15 protein-coding genes are annotated in these 13,902 nt (G+C 74.7%); 4 read left to right on the top strand and 11 right to left on the bottom strand.

Going from position 1 to position 13,902, the window contains the following annotated elements; all coding sequences use genetic code 11:
- Window positions 1-20 precede the first annotated feature (20 nt).
- Window positions 21-1,496, bottom strand: a complete 1,476-nt coding sequence (locus AMK19_RS26405) for a DNA-binding protein NsdB (protein WP_073815940.1) — start codon at window positions 1,494-1,496, stop codon at window positions 21-23.
- 415 nt (window positions 1,497-1,911) lie between these two features.
- On the opposite strand from AMK19_RS26405, the gene AMK19_RS26400 reads away from it, so the two are divergent.
- Complete coding sequence (locus AMK19_RS26400) at window positions 1,912-3,072, top strand: phosphotransferase (RefSeq protein WP_241844595.1); 1,161 nt, start codon at window positions 1,912-1,914, stop codon at window positions 3,070-3,072.
- A gap of 7 nt (window positions 3,073-3,079) precedes the next feature.
- Here AMK19_RS26400 and AMK19_RS26395 read toward each other — a convergent pair whose 3' ends face one another.
- From AMK19_RS26395 to AMK19_RS26385, 4 genes are all read right to left on the bottom strand, one after another.
- Window positions 3,080-4,213, bottom strand: a complete 1,134-nt coding sequence (locus tag AMK19_RS26395) for an acyl-CoA dehydrogenase family protein (protein ID WP_083647375.1) — start codon at window positions 4,211-4,213, stop codon at window positions 3,080-3,082.
- A gap of 56 nt (window positions 4,214-4,269) precedes the next feature.
- Window positions 4,270-4,350: a putative leader peptide gene (locus AMK19_RS38695; protein ID WP_341869173.1), complete on the bottom strand. Its 81-nt coding sequence runs from the start codon at window positions 4,348-4,350 to the stop codon at window positions 4,270-4,272.
- Window positions 4,351-4,355: 5 nt separating this feature from the next.
- A complete protein-coding gene (locus AMK19_RS26390; RefSeq protein WP_073815938.1) occupies window positions 4,356-4,850 on the bottom strand; it encodes a hypothetical protein in 495 nt (164 codons plus the stop codon).
- Between the two features lie 824 nt (window positions 4,851-5,674).
- A complete protein-coding gene (locus tag AMK19_RS26385) occupies window positions 5,675-5,914 on the bottom strand; it encodes a DUF397 domain-containing protein (RefSeq protein ID WP_073815936.1) in 240 nt (79 codons plus the stop codon).
- Window positions 5,915-6,092: 178 nt separating this feature from the next.
- Between AMK19_RS26385 and AMK19_RS26380 the strand changes: the two genes are divergently transcribed.
- The gene (locus tag AMK19_RS26380) at window positions 6,093-6,671 is read left to right on the top strand and encodes a PTS-dependent dihydroxyacetone kinase phosphotransferase subunit DhaM (RefSeq protein WP_338015818.1); all 579 of its coding nucleotides are present in this window, start codon (window positions 6,093-6,095) and stop codon (window positions 6,669-6,671) included.
- A 156-nt stretch (window positions 6,672-6,827) separates the two neighbouring features.
- Window positions 6,828-7,757, top strand: a complete 930-nt coding sequence (locus AMK19_RS26375; protein WP_073815934.1) for an NAD-dependent epimerase/dehydratase family protein — start codon at window positions 6,828-6,830, stop codon at window positions 7,755-7,757.
- A gap of 47 nt (window positions 7,758-7,804) precedes the next feature.
- Here the strand turns inward: AMK19_RS26375 and AMK19_RS26370 are convergent, their stop codons facing one another.
- The 6 genes from AMK19_RS26370 to AMK19_RS26345 form a co-directional block, all read right to left on the bottom strand.
- A complete protein-coding gene (locus AMK19_RS26370; RefSeq protein WP_073815932.1) occupies window positions 7,805-8,284 on the bottom strand; it encodes an NUDIX hydrolase in 480 nt (159 codons plus the stop codon).
- Between the two features lie 47 nt (window positions 8,285-8,331).
- Entirely contained in the window at window positions 8,332-8,928 is a 597-nt protein-coding gene (locus AMK19_RS26365) for an acetyltransferase (RefSeq protein WP_073815930.1), read from the bottom strand.
- Between the two features lie 131 nt (window positions 8,929-9,059).
- The gene (locus tag AMK19_RS26360) at window positions 9,060-9,722 is read right to left on the bottom strand and encodes a sugar transferase (protein WP_073815928.1); all 663 of its coding nucleotides are present in this window, start codon (window positions 9,720-9,722) and stop codon (window positions 9,060-9,062) included.
- Window positions 9,723-9,860: 138 nt separating this feature from the next.
- Entirely contained in the window at window positions 9,861-11,039 is a 1,179-nt protein-coding gene (locus AMK19_RS26355) for a glycosyltransferase (protein ID WP_073815927.1), read from the bottom strand.
- Window positions 11,032-11,943 (bottom strand): polysaccharide deacetylase family protein, encoded by a 912-nt coding sequence (locus tag AMK19_RS26350; protein ID WP_083647373.1) that lies wholly within the window; start codon window positions 11,941-11,943, stop codon window positions 11,032-11,034. Before AMK19_RS26350 ends, AMK19_RS26355 begins: the two co-directional genes overlap by 8 nt.
- A 277-nt stretch (window positions 11,944-12,220) precedes the next feature.
- Window positions 12,221-12,481, bottom strand: coding sequence for a hypothetical protein (locus tag AMK19_RS26345; RefSeq protein ID WP_073815925.1), 261 nt, complete (start codon window positions 12,479-12,481; stop codon window positions 12,221-12,223).
- Window positions 12,482-12,846: 365 nt separating this feature from the next.
- On the opposite strand from AMK19_RS26345, the gene AMK19_RS26340 reads away from it, so the two are divergent.
- Window positions 12,847-13,842 (top strand): polysaccharide deacetylase family protein, encoded by a 996-nt coding sequence (locus AMK19_RS26340; RefSeq protein WP_073815923.1) that lies wholly within the window; start codon window positions 12,847-12,849, stop codon window positions 13,840-13,842.
- Window positions 13,843-13,902: the final 60 nt, after the last annotated feature.

Raw genomic sequence — 13,902 nt, 5'->3', positions numbered from 1 at the left:
CGGGAGGTTGCCGGCCGGCCTCAGATCGGCCGGGGGGCGCGGGGTGCGGGCAGCGCCGCGCGGATCCGCTCGCGCAGTTCCGCGACCTCCGGCCGGCGCTGGTGGCGGACGGAGAGCCGGTCCATTGCGCGCAGCCGGTCCCAGGTGCGTTGGGAGGAGGTCTGCCCGATCGAGTCGAGGACGCGGTTCGCCTGGGCCACGGCCGCCTCGTGCTCGTCCGCGATCCAGTGCGCGGAGGCGAGGGTGATCCGGTCGAACAGTGCGGAGCGTTCCCGGCCGGTCCGCTGCCGCAGCCGGATGGCCTGCTCGGCGTGGTGGACGGCGGCCGGGACGGCGCCGGTGTCGTGTTCGGCGAGGGTGCGGTGGGCCAGGGCCTGCATGCCGTGCAGTTCCGCCTCGTCGAACAGCGCCATCCAGCTCGGGGTGGGCCGGTCGGTCGGTCGGACGAAGAGCTCCTCGGCCTCGCCGAGGGCGCGGTGGGTGGCGTCGGCACGGCCGAGCGAGGCCTGCGCCCAGGCTTCGACGGTGCACAGCATGGCGCGGGTGCGGGGCAGTGCGCCGTCGGCGGCGCGGGTGCCGGCCCGGGCCAGCCGCATCAGGTCGAGGGCCTCGTCGGCGCGGCCGAGGTGGAGCATCTGGCGGGCGGCGCGGGAGACGGCCTCGCCGGCCCGGGGGCGGTCGTCGGCCTCCCGGGCGGCCTGCGCGGCGATCACGAAGTAGCGCTGGGCGGTGGGTTCGAGGCCGACGTCGTGGGACATCCAGCCGACCAGCACGGCGAGGTTGGCGGCGACCGTCCAGAGCCGGCGTTCCAGGGCGGCGGGGTGGCCGTGGGTGAGCAGGCCGCCGACCTCGTTGAGTTGGCCGACCACGGCCTTGCGCTGGAGTCCGCCGCCGCGGGAGGCGTCCCAGGCGCGGAACACCTCGACCGAGCGTTCCAGGGCGGCGACTTCGTCCTTTCCGACCGGGCCCGGTTCGTAGGCCTCGGTCAGGGGTTCGGGGCCGTCGCCCCGGACGACGAGGGGGCGGGTGGCGGCTTCGGCGACCGCGCCGCCGGTGAGCCAGTCGTGCAGGTTGTCGGCGATGACCGCGCCCGCCGCGAGGGCTGCGGTGGCGCCGACCAGTCCGCGTCTGTTCAGCATGAGGTCCATTCCCGTGAACTCGGTGAGGACCGCGGCCGTCCGGTCCGGCGCCCCGGGTTCCGTCGGCGGTGTTGCCGTGCTGCCGGACCTGGCGGGTCGGTGCCGTTCGAGTCCTAGGTCCTCGGTGGTGACGACACGGCCGAGCCGCTCGGTGAACACGGCGGCCAGCACCCTCGGCACCGGGTCGCGCGGGATTTCGCCCTGCTCGATCCAGCGCCGGACCCGGGAGGTGTCGGTGGACAGCTGTTGCTCGCCCAGTGCCGCACCCCGCCGGTTGACCAGCCTCGCCAGTTCGCCCTTCGACCAGCCGGTCAGGGCGAAGTGGTCGGCCAGTCTGCTGTTCGGCCCCCTGCTCAACTGAAGCCCCCAGGTGATCGGCTGAGCCCGACAGTAATGGCTCTGGCACATGCCGAGCGACCATTCGCCAGGGTTCGCCAGGGCGCGCTACGTGGTGTGCCAGTACCGATCGGGTGTCAGGTAGGTATGCGCCACCCCGACCTCGCGTCGGAACCGCCCCCGACCGGCCCGGATGTCGACCCGACGGTCCGTCGGGAGCCGTTCGCGGACGAGTCGTCCAGGGGGTGGCGCGACCGGGTGGCGCGGGGGCGCCGGGCATGGCACGGACGGTCGGACGGACGCATTTCCCCAGGGTGCGGCCGGTTCGCCGGGCCGGCTCCGTGCCCGGCGCCCGCGCTCCACCCGGCGGCCCCGACCCCTGTCCGTCCGGGCCTCGAAGCGTTGCCCCCGGTCAAGGAAGGACCCTCACCCGCCCATGTACTCCACAGCCGCCACCGGTATTCGACCGACCGCCCCGAACGGGGTGGACGGCGCGGCCGCGCGCCCCCAACGCTCCGGACTGCGCCCCCCGACCGCCGGTGCGGGCCGTCCCGCGCCGCGCGCCGTGGAGCTGCGCGACCCGCGCGGGCGCACCACCCTGGTGACCCGCCCGATGCCGGAGCAGGCCGGGCGGCTCGGCCGTCCGATGCCGGGGCGGGGTGTGGAGGCGTTCGTGGACCGGGTGGATCCGGCCGCGCTGCAGACCCCGGGGGTGCGTGCGGCGCTCGCCAACATCGCGCGGATATGTCCCGCGTTCCTGCCCCGGCAGGTGCTGCGCGAGGGCGCCCGGCACATTCTGGTCGCGGGCACCATCGGCCGGGCCCCGGTGGTCGCCAAGTGCCTGAACCCGGCGGCGCTGCGCGGCCCGCAGGCAGCGAAGCTGATCGACCGGTTCCACCACGAGGTGGCGGTGTACCGGGCGTTCGTGCGGCACCGCCCGCCGGTCCGGCTCCCCCGGCTGGTGGCGGCGGACCACGACCGCTGCGTGCTGGTGCTGGAGCGGGTGCCGGGCCGTCCGGCGGCCCGCGAGCGGCACCCGGCCAACGCGCCGACGCCGGGCGAGGTGCGTGCGGTGCTCGGCGCGGTGCGCACGCTGAACCTGTGGCGGCCGCCGACGGACGTGTTCGACCAGCCGCTGGACTACCAGCAGGAGATCGGCCGCTTCCACTCGCTGGGCCTGCTCACCGACCGGGACGCGGGCGACCTGCGCGCCCTGCTGCACGGCCTGTCCTCGGTGCCGCGCCAGCTGTGCCACGGCGACGCGTTGCTCGGCAACGTGCTGCTGGCCCCGACCGGCCCGGTCCTGCTCGACTGGGAGCAGGCCGGCTGGTACCTGCCCGGCTACGACCTGGCGGTGCTGTGGAGCGTGCTGTCGGGCGACACCGCGGCGCGTCGGCAGATCAGCCAACTCGCCCAGTCCGGCGGCACCTTGGCCCGGGACGCGTTCCTGGTCAACCTGACGCTGGTGCTGATGCGGGAGCTGCGCATCCACGACCTCCCGGGCGCGGGCGAGGAGCAGCGGATCATGATCCGCCGGCTGTACGACGACGCCGCGCTGGCCCGCCGCGCGGTGCGCGCGGCCGTCGGCACCCGCTGATCGGCCGTCAGTTCCCCAGCAGCGCTCCGCCGAGGGAGTCCAGAACGGCGTCCTCGGCGGGCAGTTGGGTGCGCAGGCTGAGGGTGTCGCGCAGGTGGCGCTCCAGCGGGTGGCGGCGGTCGAGGCCGGCGCTGCCGGTGAGGGTGAGGGCCTGCTGGACGGTGTCGGCGGCGGTGCGGGCCGCCAACAGCTGGACGGCGGGGGCCCGTTCGGCGGCGGTCGGGTCGGCGTCGGTCCGGGCGGCGAGGCCGTGCACGAGTTCCTCGGCGCCGGTGAGCCGGGCGTCGAGCTCGCCGATCGGTCGGCGGTGTGCGGCGCTGCCGCGCAGGCGGCCGGCCGACCAGTCGAGCGCGGCCCGGGCGGTGCCCAGCAGCACGGCGGCGAGGGCGAGTTGACGCCAGGCGGCGGCGAGCGGCGGGCCGGCGGGGGCGGTGCGGGGCAGCAGGGCGGCGTCGGCGCCGACCCGGGCGCCGGTCAGCAGGACGTCGTGGCCGGCGGCGGCGCGCAGGCCGAGTTGGTCGGCGGCGGGGTCGATCTCCAGTCCGGGGCTGTCGGCGCGGACCAGGAACAGGCCGGTGCGGGGCTGCGGTTCGTCGGTGCGGGCTTCGACGGCGAGCCAGGCGAGGGCTTCGGCGCCGGGACAGTGCGCGGCGCGGCCGGTGAGGTGCCAGGCGTCGCCGTGCCGGCGGGCGGTGACGGCGGACGGGCGGCCGGGTGCGGCGCGCAGGGTGCCGACCAGGGCGGGGCCGCGGCGGGACTCGGTGAGCAGTCGCCGGTAGAGCGCGGCGGGCCAGGGCGCGGTGCGGGCCTGTTCGGCGTGGTGCAGCAGGGTGTGCGCGGTGAGCAGGGCGACCGAGGCGTCGCCGCGGCCGAGTCGGGCCAGCACCCGGACGGTGTCGGCGAGTCCGGCGCCCGGGCCGGCGTGGCGCTGGCCGACCGTCAGGGTGAGCAGGCCGGCTTCGTGGACGGCTTCGATGCCCTGGTAGGGGAAGGTGCCGTCGCGGTCGTGTTCGGCGGCGCGGGCGGCGAGCAGGTCGACCACCCGGGGCAGTCGGCCGAGTGCCCGTTCGAGGGCGGTGCCCGTGGGTTCGACGGCGGGGACGGCGTTGACGGCGGGGGTGTGCGCGGGGGTGCGGGGCATGGCGGCGGGCCTCCGGGCGGGCGTGGTCGGTCGGGCGGTCCTGGACTCGGGGTCGGTCAGGACGCCGGACAGGCCGCGCCGGCGGTGCGCCGGAGGTCCACGTGCAGGCGGCGGGTGAGCAGCAGCGGCCGGGGCATCGCGCCTAGTCCTGCTGGAACATCTCCGCCGGAAGCGGCTTCAGGAGCTGGTAGAGGTCGTCCGAAATCGGTCGGTCCCAGGAGGCGATGGTGACCTGGACGTCGTCGCTGCGCCCGAACTGGGAGCAGTACAGGCGTCCTTCGCTGACCTTGACCTTCCGGACGATCAGCAGGTCGTCGCCGAGCATGACCGGGAAGTCCTCGGCGGAGACGAAGTCGACCGGCTCGTCGTTCTCCAGGGCGGCGAGCAGCTGGCGGACCTCGAAGGGGACGCCGTCCTCGCTGTCGCGGGCGGGCGATCCCTGCGGGACGTTGCCGATCAGCATGGCCGGGCCGCGGCCGCCGAGCAGGTCGTAGCGCAGGAAAATGCCCTGGCAGGAGCCGTCCGGAGCGGCCATGATCATGGCCCCGAACAGGCCGGGCCAGTCGCCCGGATCCATGGCCAGGACGTCGAAGTCCGGGCCGGCGGGCTGTCCGGAGCGACGGCGGAGAAATGACATGGGCCCATCGTACGTGCCCGGTGGGCCGGGGCCGGTGAGTGGGTCCGCGATCAGGCCGGGATCTACGCTCAGGGACCAATGTTGACTCTGAGCAACCGTCCGGGCTACGTTCGGTTCAGCACGAAGGCCGCTCCGGGCGAGATCCATTGGGTGCGGCTTGTCGCGGCGTGCCTGCGCGCATTCCCTCACTGCGTTCGTGGCCGTGTGAGCTCAAGTCGTGCGAACTCACAAGCACCATTTGCTGATTCAATCGGTCTTCGCCCTCGCGGCAGCCTGCGGACGACGCAGCAGGCGTTGTGCGGTGGGCGGCCCGGTCGGGCGGCACACAAAGCCATATGGAATACCGAGCCAGGTCCGCGGGGGCCCTCCAGCCGTCGCGTTCGCGGACCTTGCCCGGATCACCGCCGCGTGGGGGCGTGCGGAATCCGGGTTTCGGCCCTGCCGGGGGGTAGCTCTTCCCGGTCGGGCCTGCTCCCGTCGCGACGGCTGCCGCACTCTGTGCGGCCAGGGGTGGGAGGGCCCGTCATCGGCGCCGGTGACGGGCAGCACAAGCAGGCGCCGTGCCAGGCCGCGTGGGGGCGGTCGGCACGGCGTCTGCCTGCTCTTACTCTCTGGCAGGCTTGTCGGACAGTCAACAAGTTTCGGCCCATCAGAACTCTTTTGTAACCTCGGAGTATGCCCGCTCGTCATCTTTCCGAGCGGTTTCGACGGGTGCGGACCGGGGCAGTCCGGGCGTACCGGTCATTGCCTGAACGGCCGAAATCGGCCCGTGCGCGGCCGAATTCGACACCGGGGGGGCCGTTTCGGTTCGCGGGGCTCCGGTTTCAGTCCTTCTCCTGCCGCGCGGGGTCGAATTCGCCGTCCCGTGCGCCCAGTACGAAGGCCCGCCATTCGGCGGGGGTGAAGATCAGGGCCGGCCCGTCGGGCTCCGCGCCGTTGCGCATCGCGATGCAGCCGTCGACGAAGGCGATCTGCACACCGGTCGGGTCGTCGCCCGCGGACTGCCATTCGGCTCCGCTCACGTCCAGCTCGATCTTGCGCCGGTCCGCCGCCTGTGCCGCCATCCTGGTGCTCCCTCCGCTGCGGGTCATGTCGAGCTGCCAGCGTAGCCATCGCGGGCGGGCGGCTCGGCGGATCGCGCCGGGTCTGCCCCGCGGGTGGTCGAGATGGTCCGATCCGGCCGTGTCCGGCCGACACCTGTGCTAAAGGCGGGCGGCCGGGGTCCGTTCGAGGTAGGGATGGGTGACGAGCAGTCAGCCACGCACCGGGGAGCAGCCGATGGACCAGCGGGACGGCAGCCGCGCCGACGTCATCCCGATCACCACCGCGCCGTCCGCCCCGCCGGTGGGCTCCGCCACCGGCACGTTGACCGCCCCGACGCCGACGGTGCCCCGGCCGTCCCGGCCGACCGGGCACGGGCGGGTGGGCGTGGTGCTGGTCTCGCACAGCCACGAGGTGGCGGATGCGGTGCGGGCGTTGGCGCTGGCGGTGGCGGAGTCGGCCGATCCGGCGCCGGTGGTGGCGACCGGCGGCTCGATCGCGGACGGCCTGGGCACCAGCGCGGTGCTGGTGGCGACGGCGGCCCGCCGGGTCGACCAGGGCCACGGGGTGGCGGTGCTGTGCGACTTGGACGGGGCGGTGGAGACGGTGCTGGCGCTACTGACCGACGCGGACGAGCACGGTCTGCCGTTCCCGGTGCGGTTCGCGGACGCGCCGTTCGTGGAGGGCGCGGTGGCGGCGGTGGCGACGGCGACGGCCGGCGGCGACCTGGCGGCGGTGCTGGACGCGGCGGAGGAGACCGGGCGTCGTCCGAAGCGCTGACGCGGTCTCTGCCGGTCGTCGTACGAAGTGTGGCCGATGGGTCGGTTTGGGCCCGACCGGGCGGGTTTTCGGCCCGTCGGGCGGGTGGGCGCGGCTAGAGTCGGCGCATCGGCCCGGTGGGGGGATCCCCGGGCCCGGCGAGGGGTGGTGTGCGCGATGCGAGTGGTGATCACCGGCGGGGCCGGATTCATCGGGGCCAATCTGGCCCGGGAGTTGACGTCCCGTCCGGAGGTGTCGGAGGTCCGGGTGGTGGACGACCTGTCCACCGGCAGCAAGGCCAACCTGGCGGGCGTGGACGCCACGCTGTTCGAGGGCACGATCCTCGATCCGGCGCTGCTGGACGCGGCGTTCGCCGGGGCGGACGCGGTGGTCCACCTGGCGGCGCTGCCGTCGGTGCCGCGTTCGGTGGCGGCGCCGCTGGCCAGCCACCACGCCAACGCCACCGGCACGTTGGAGGTGCTGGAGGCGGCCCGCCGGGCGGGCGGGCTGTACGTGGCGGCGGCGTCCTCGTCCTCGGTGTACGGCGCCAACCGGGAGTTGCCGAAGCGCGAGTCGATGCGCACCGCCCCGATGAGCCCGTACGCGGTGTCCAAGCTCGCCACCGAGGCGTACTTGGGGGCGTACCACCACTGCTACGGCCTGGGCGTGCTCCCGCTGCGGTTCTTCAACGTCTTCGGGCCGCTGCAGGCGGCCGGCCACGCGTACGCGGCGGTCGTGCCGGCGTTCCTGGACGCGGCGCTGCACGGCCGCCCGGTGTCGGTCCACGGGGACGGGCTGCAGAGCCGTGACTTCACCTATGTCGGCACGGTCGCGCAGGTGCTGGCCGAGGCGGTGCTGCGCCGGGTGGTCAGCGCGGAGCCGGTGAACCTGGCGTTCGGCACCCGGACGACGCTGGTGGAGCTGATCGCCCTGATGGGCGAGGCGCTGGGCGCGCCGGTCGCCGCCGAGCACGTCGAGCCGCGACCGGGGGACGTGCGGGATTCGCAGGCCGACAACTCCCGGTTGCGGGAGCTGTTCCCGGATGTCCGGCCGGTCCCGCTGCCGGAGGGGCTGCGGCGCACCGCGGCCTGGTTCCGGACGCTCTGAGGCGAACCGGCGTTCCGGGGCGCGGCGTTGTGCGCCCCGGGGCACCGTTATGCGTCGGACAGGGCGAAGTGCGCTGCACTGTTTCCGGCCAGCGCCAGCGCGATCCGTTCCTGCACGTATGCGTCGACGGCGGGCAGCGCGTCCGGGTGGAACCAGGCGACTTCCAGCGACTCGTCGTCGTTCACGCACGCCTCGCCCGCCAACGGACGGCAGCGGAAGGTCAGTTCGAGGTACTGGCAGCGGTCGCCGTTGGGGTAGTCGATCACCGGGGAGACGGTCACCGAGGTCAGCGCCTGCGGCTCCACCGTCACGCCGGTCTCCTCCAGGCACTCCCGCACCGCGGCGTCGGCGGGCTGCTCGCCCGGGTCGATGATGCCGCCGATCAGCGCCCACTCCCCGGTGTCGGCCCGCCGCCCGAGCAGCACCCGTCCGTCGTCGTCCACCACGACCAGCGTCACCGCCGACAGCCACAGGGCCCGCTGCCCCACCAGTTCGCGCAGTTCGGCCAGAAACACAGGAATTCCCATGCCCCGAGCCTACGGTGTGCCGGTCCGCGGACCGGTCAGCGCCACCGTCAGGGCATGGGGCGGGCCGGGGAGCCGATCACGGTGGTGCGGGCGGGGACGTCGCGGGTGACGACGGCGCCGGCGCCGACGAAGGCGGCGGGCCCGAGAGTGCGGCCCTGCAGGACGACGGCGTTGGAGCCGACGGTGACGTCGTCGTGCAGCAGGACGGCGCCGGAGACGTTCGCACCGGGGTAGACGGTGACGCGGGCGCCGAGGCGGGCGTCGTGGCCGACGGTGGCGTTGTAGTGGACCTGACTGTGCGGCCCGAGGGTGACGCTGCTGGACACGTGGGCGCCGCCCATCACCAGGCACCCGTCGGCGAGTTCGGTCTCGGGTGCGACGATCGCCCGCGGGTGCACCAGCGTCGCAGGCCGTCCGCCGGCCGCGTCCAGCGCCTCGGCCAGCCTCGCCCGCACCGCCGGATCGGCGATGCCGATCAAGTACGCTGCGCCGGCCGGGAGTTCGTCGGGCTTGCGGACGGGCAGCCCGCGCACCCGCTCGCCCGCGAGCCGGTCGTCGAGGAACCCGGCGACGGGCACGCCCGCCGCGATCGCGACATCCAGCGCCTCCCGGCCGACGCCGCCGGCGCCCGCGATCCACAGCATGTGTCCCTCTCCCCTCACCGCCTGCTCCCGGACCTTACGGCACTCCGGGCGGCGACGGGGCGATCCGCCGCCGCCCGACCGAGGGCCTGTCCACCCGTCCGGGGGCCGGTCCGTCCGGGCGAATCGTTCCGTCAGCGACGCAGTTCCTCCGGGGCCAGGCGGGGTGCGGCGGCGGTCGCCTGGCGGGGCAGGACGAGCCGCGGGGCGGCGGGGGCCTCTGCGGGGATCGGGAAGCCCGGGTTGACGCCGCCGGCGGCGGTGATGCCGGTGGGGCGCAGCAGCATGCGGGCGGTGCCGACGAGTATCCGCAGGTCGAGCAGCAGGGTCCGGTGGTCGATGTACCAGAGGTCGAGTTCGATCCGTTCGGGCCAGCTGATGGAGTTGCGGCCACGGATCTGGGCCCAGCCGGTGAGGCCGGGGCGCAGGGCGAGGCGGCCGCGCTGGCGGGGCGAGTAGTGGACGACCTGTTCGGGCAGGGTGGGGCGGGGGCCGATGACGGCCATGTCGCCGCGGACGACGTTCCACAGTTGCGGGAGTTCGTCGAGGCTGGTGCGGCGCAGCAGGGCGCCGAGGCGGGTGATGCGTGGCGCGTCGGGTTCGTCCTCGAAGCGTTTGTCGCGCATGGTGCGGAACTTGAGGATGCGGAACTCCTGGCCGTGGCGGCCGGAGCGGGTCTGGCGGAAGATCACCGGTCCGCCCATGGTGGCGCGGATCAGGAGGGCGATCACCAGGCCGAGCGGGACGGCGATGATCCCGGCCAGTGCGGCGACCGCGAGGTCCCCCCCTCGCTTCATTTCTCCCCCAACTGGGTTGGTGCGTTGTGGTGTTGTGGGCCCCGGTCGGGGCGGGTTGCGGGCGCGCCGGGCTGCGGGCGCGCAGAGACTGCGGTCCTTGCCGTGCGTGTGCGGGTGCGGTGGTGCGGGTGGCGCCGGTCAGTCGGTGGTCCAGGGCAGTCCGCGTCGGCGGGCGACGGCGGCGTAGGTCTCCAGGGAGATCCGGGCGACGTTGCGCTGGTCGAACTGTTCGAGGGCGCGGCGGCGTGCGGCCGTGCCCAGGCGTGCCCGCAGGGCCGGTTCGGTGAGGAGCCGGTCGAGTGCGGTGGTCAGTGCGGCGGCGTCGGCCGCGGGGGCGAGCAGCAGGTGCTGGTCGTGGGTGCCGATCTCGCGGCAGCCGCGGATGTCGCTGAGCACCATGGGCAGTCCGCCGGCGGCGGCTTCCATGCCGGAGCGGGAGAAGCCTTCCCGGTAGGACGGCAGGACGAACACGTCGAGTGCGGCGTACACGGCGGGCATGTCGTCGCGGCTGCCGAGGAATTCGAGTCCGGCTTCGGCGTCGCGCAGGGCGTCGGGCTTGTCGGGGTCGTCCGGTCCGATCCACACGAAGCGGGCCTTGCCGGCCAGCGCGCGGGCGGCTTCGGCGTACTCGCGGATGCCTTTCTCGGCGACCCGTCGGCCGACTCCGCCGACCAGCAGTTCGTCGTCCCGCACGCCGAGCCGGTTGCGCAGGGCGGTGCGCAGTGCGTCGCGGGCGGGGCCGGGTGCGGGGAAGCGGTCGAGGTCGACGCCGTTGCCGACGATGCGGGCGCGCCGGGCGGGGACGCCCCAGCGGGCGAGGGTGCGGTGGTCCTCGGCGTTCTGGTAGAGCTCGGCGTGCGAGAACCGGGCGGCGAACGCTTCGGCGCCGAGCACCAACAGCCGCTTCGCGAGCGGGTCGTGGGCCTGCGCCCAGAGTCCGTGGCAGGTGTTGACGACGACGGGCACCCGGGCGAGCCGTCCGAGGACGCGGCCGAGGACGCCGGTCTTCGGGTTGTGGGTGTGCAGCACGTCGGGCCGGATCTCGCGCAGCGCGGCGAGCAGTTCGCGGGCGGCGGCGAGGTCGGCGGCGGGCTGCCAGGAGCGGGTGAGCGAGGGCAGCGGCCGGTGCTGGACGCCGAGTTGCTCGATGCGCTGCCGGTAGGGCCCGGGGGCGCTGAGGCCGTAGGTCTCCAGGCCGGCTTCGACGTCGACGGCCAGTTCGGTGGCGAGCAGCAGGTGCAGCGACATGTCGACGGTGGTGAGGTGGGCGACCCGCAGCGGCCGGCCGCCGTCGCCCTTCAGCCGCAGCTCAGGCACGGGCGCCCACCGCCTTCGCGGTGGCGACGATCCGGGCGTAGGCGCGTTCGGGGATCAGTCGGCCGTAGAGCTTGGCGCGGAAGAAGTCGATCGGGTCGGTGCGGCGGACCGGCACCCGGTACAGGCGGACGGGGTCGCCGCCGGGCAGGTTGCGGCCGACCTGGCCGGTGGCGCTGGTGCGGAACCGGGCCCGCAGCGCGGTCTCCATGTGCGGGACGGGCGTGCCCCAGGTGTAGGCGAAGTGGCGCGGCCGGGTGCCGAGGTGTTCCTCGACGTCGTCGCCGCAGGCGTCGAGTTCGCCGGTGGTGAGCAGTGCGGGGCGGGCGTGGCTGCGGGTGTGGTTGGCGACGGTGCACAGCCCGGACGCGGCCATTTCGCGCAGCTGCTCCCAGCCGATCCCGACTGCGGGGGCGCCCTTGGCGGTGGAGCCCTCCCAGCTCATCGGGCCACCGACCATGCCGCTGGCCAGATAGACGGTGAACGGCAGGGAGCGTTCGCGGAGGATCGGCCAGGCGGTGTCGTAGGTGTCGGCGAAGCCGTCGTCGAAGGTGAGGACGGTGCTGGGGGTGCGCAGGCCGGCGTCGAGGCGGTCGGTGGCGGTGTCCAGGGAGACCACGCGGCCGGGCGGGAGCTCGGCGAGCAGGTCGGCCTGGGCGGTGAAGTCGGCGGTGGAGAGGTCGAGTTCGTCGGCGGTGCCGCCGCCGATCCGGTGGTAGATGAGGACGGTGGCGCCCTCGCCGGGGACGCGGCCGGCCGCGCGGGCCAGCTGCTGTTTGACCTTCGTCCTGATGCCGGTGCTCGCGCCTGCGCCCGTGCCGGTGTTCGCGCTCGTGCCGGTGTTCGCGCTCGTGCCGGTGTTCGCGCTCGTGCCTGTATGTGCGGCGTCGACGGCGTTGCTCGCCATGACTTCCCCCTCGCGGTGCCCCCGCACCGGACCAGTACGGTCGCGGTGCCCCCGCACCGGACCCTGATGTCTCCCCCGGCCCGCGGCTTGCGCGGGCGATGCGTCTCACAGTAGGGGGAAGTGTGGTGCCACTGCTGCGGAAAAGTGAAAGAAGTGCGGAGGTAGGCCGAAAATCGGCCGATCCGACCGGCGCTGCCCGTTAGGTGAACGTTTCCGGCCGTTCGCACCCCTTGTGGTGCCGTGCCCCAAGCACCCCGGGACCGTTCAGGGGCCCCGGTCAGGACGCGGTGCCGCGCCCGGGCCGCAGCAGCGCCAGGCCGACCCGGGCGAGCAGCAGCACGCCGGTGGCCAGACAGCCGGTCACCGCCATCACCCAGGCGGGGCCGTCGCTCTCCGGGACCAGGAAGGCGACCAGGATGCCGAGCACCACGCAGCCGACGCCGACCAGGGACAGCAGCAACTGGTGGCGGCGCAGTGCGCAGCCGCCGAACGCGGTGGACCAGCGCGTAGTCGGCCGGTCACTTGGGGTGTCTGCCATGCCCTCCACGGTAACCCGGCCGCGCCCGGCGGGCCACGGCCCTTCGGCCCTGGTCAGCGGCCCCGCGGCCGGTCTCCGGCCGCCCGCGCGGGCCGTTCTCGGGCGGCCCCGGTCGGCCGTTCGGACGGTTTCCGGTCGGCCGCCGGAAGCCGCCTGCGAAATCTCGCCGTCCGCCGTACAACCATCCCGCCACGTCGATGGTCTCCACTACATTGAGCGATCCAGGAGCCGTCCGACGTGCGGGTCGGGAGTACCCGCCGCGGGCTAGATCACTCGGGAGCGGAGCCGCCGTTCCCGGGGTCGGAGGCCGGCTCCGCCTGCCGACGGTACCGCCACGCCGCATGCCGGCGACCGAGGGGGGAACCGTGTCGTACGCCACCACCGCTGCCGCCGTCTGCGCCCCGCCCCAGCCTGCCGCCGTCCCGGCCGCCCCCGTCCGGGCGGAGCAGCCGCGGGACCGGAGCAGTTGGCTGCGTTTCAGTCCGGCCCAGCCGTTGTTCCGGGCCCGGGCCGCGCAGCGGCTGGCGGTGCTCGCCTATCACGGGATCACCGATCCACGGTCGTTCGGCGCCCAGCTGGACCGACTGCGACGGCTGGCGACCCCGGTGTCGGTGCAGGACGTGGAGCGCTCGCTGGCCGAGGGCCGGCCGCTGCCGCCGCGTTCGGTGCTGGTGACCTTCGACGACCCGGACCGCACGGTGCTGCGGCACGCGCTGCCGGAGCTGGTGGCGCGCCGGATCCCGGCGGCCGCGTTCGTGATCGCCGAGATGGTCGGCACCGAGCAGCCGTTCTGGTGGCACGAGGCGGCGTTCCTGGCGCGGCACGGCGGCCGGGCCCGACTGCTGCCCGGCGGCGGGGACCCGGCGCGGGTGCTGGCGCTGCTCAAGGCCCTGCCGGACCCGGACCGCCGGCGCAGCCTGGCCGAGCTGCGGGTCTCCGCGTACCGCCGGCCGCCGGCCCAGGAGCAGCTGCGCCCGGAGGACCTGCGGGCGCTGCGCGAGGCGGACGTCACGGTGGGCAACCACACGCTGGGGCATCCGTCGCTGCGGCGCTGCGACGAGGCGACGGTGCGGGCGGAGATCGCGGGCGCGCACCTGTCGCTGACCCGCTGGCTGGGCGAGGCGCCGTCGGCGTTCGCGTACCCGGACGGCGGGTTCGACGAGCGGGCGGACGCGGTGCTGCGCCAGCTCGGCTACCGGCTGGGTTTCCTCTCCGACCACCGGCTCGGCCCCCGGCTGCCGGCCCATCCGCTGCGGATCAGCCGCCTCCAGGTGGACTCCACCACCTCGACCCGCCGGTTCGACACCATCCTGTCGGGCCTGGAGCCGGCCGTTCAGCGCCTGCTGGGCGCCCAGGCGTAGCGGCGCAACGGTCCGTCGGGCGTAACGATTCGCCCGTCCGCCGCTGGGCGGGCGGGCGTG

It is taken from the genome of Kitasatospora sp. CB01950 (assembly GCF_001905465.1).
Classification (GTDB): Bacteria; Actinomycetota; Actinomycetes; order Streptomycetales; family Streptomycetaceae; genus Kitasatospora.
This window is presented reverse-complemented; position numbering and strand designations above follow the sequence as displayed.

What these genes read in the sequence shown, in the direction of transcription:
- AMK19_RS26365 (WP_073815930.1), bottom strand. Translation starts at nt 8,928, where the DNA reads ATGCTGTGGATCGCGGGCGCCGGCGGCGTCGGCCGGGAGGCGCTGGAT.
- AMK19_RS26350 (WP_083647373.1), bottom strand. Translation starts at nt 11,943, where the DNA reads ATGGCGAGCAACGCCGTCGACGCCGCACATACAGGCACGAGCGCGAAC.
- AMK19_RS26395 (WP_083647375.1), bottom strand. Translation starts at nt 4,213, where the DNA reads ATGCCCCGCACCCCCGCGCACACCCCCGCCGTCAACGCCGTCCCCGCC.
- AMK19_RS38695 (WP_341869173.1), bottom strand. Translation starts at nt 4,350, where the DNA reads ATGCCCCGGCCGCTGCTGCTCACCCGCCGCCTGCACGTGGACCTCCGG.
- AMK19_RS26375 (WP_073815934.1), top strand. Translation starts at nt 6,828, where the DNA reads ATGCGAGTGGTGATCACCGGCGGGGCCGGATTCATCGGGGCCAATCTG.
- AMK19_RS26345 (WP_073815925.1), bottom strand. Translation starts at nt 12,481, where the DNA reads ATGGCAGACACCCCAAGTGACCGGCCGACTACGCGCTGGTCCACCGCG.
- AMK19_RS26390 (WP_073815938.1), bottom strand. Translation starts at nt 4,850, where the DNA reads ATGTCATTTCTCCGCCGTCGCTCCGGACAGCCCGCCGGCCCGGACTTC.
- AMK19_RS26370 (WP_073815932.1), bottom strand. Translation starts at nt 8,284, where the DNA reads ATGGGAATTCCTGTGTTTCTGGCCGAACTGCGCGAACTGGTGGGGCAG.
- AMK19_RS26385 (WP_073815936.1), bottom strand. Translation starts at nt 5,914, where the DNA reads ATGGCGGCACAGGCGGCGGACCGGCGCAAGATCGAGCTGGACGTGAGC.
- AMK19_RS26400 (WP_241844595.1), top strand. Translation starts at nt 1,912, where the DNA reads ATGTACTCCACAGCCGCCACCGGTATTCGACCGACCGCCCCGAACGGG.
- AMK19_RS26360 (WP_073815928.1), bottom strand. Translation starts at nt 9,722, where the DNA reads ATGAAGCGAGGGGGGGACCTCGCGGTCGCCGCACTGGCCGGGATCATC.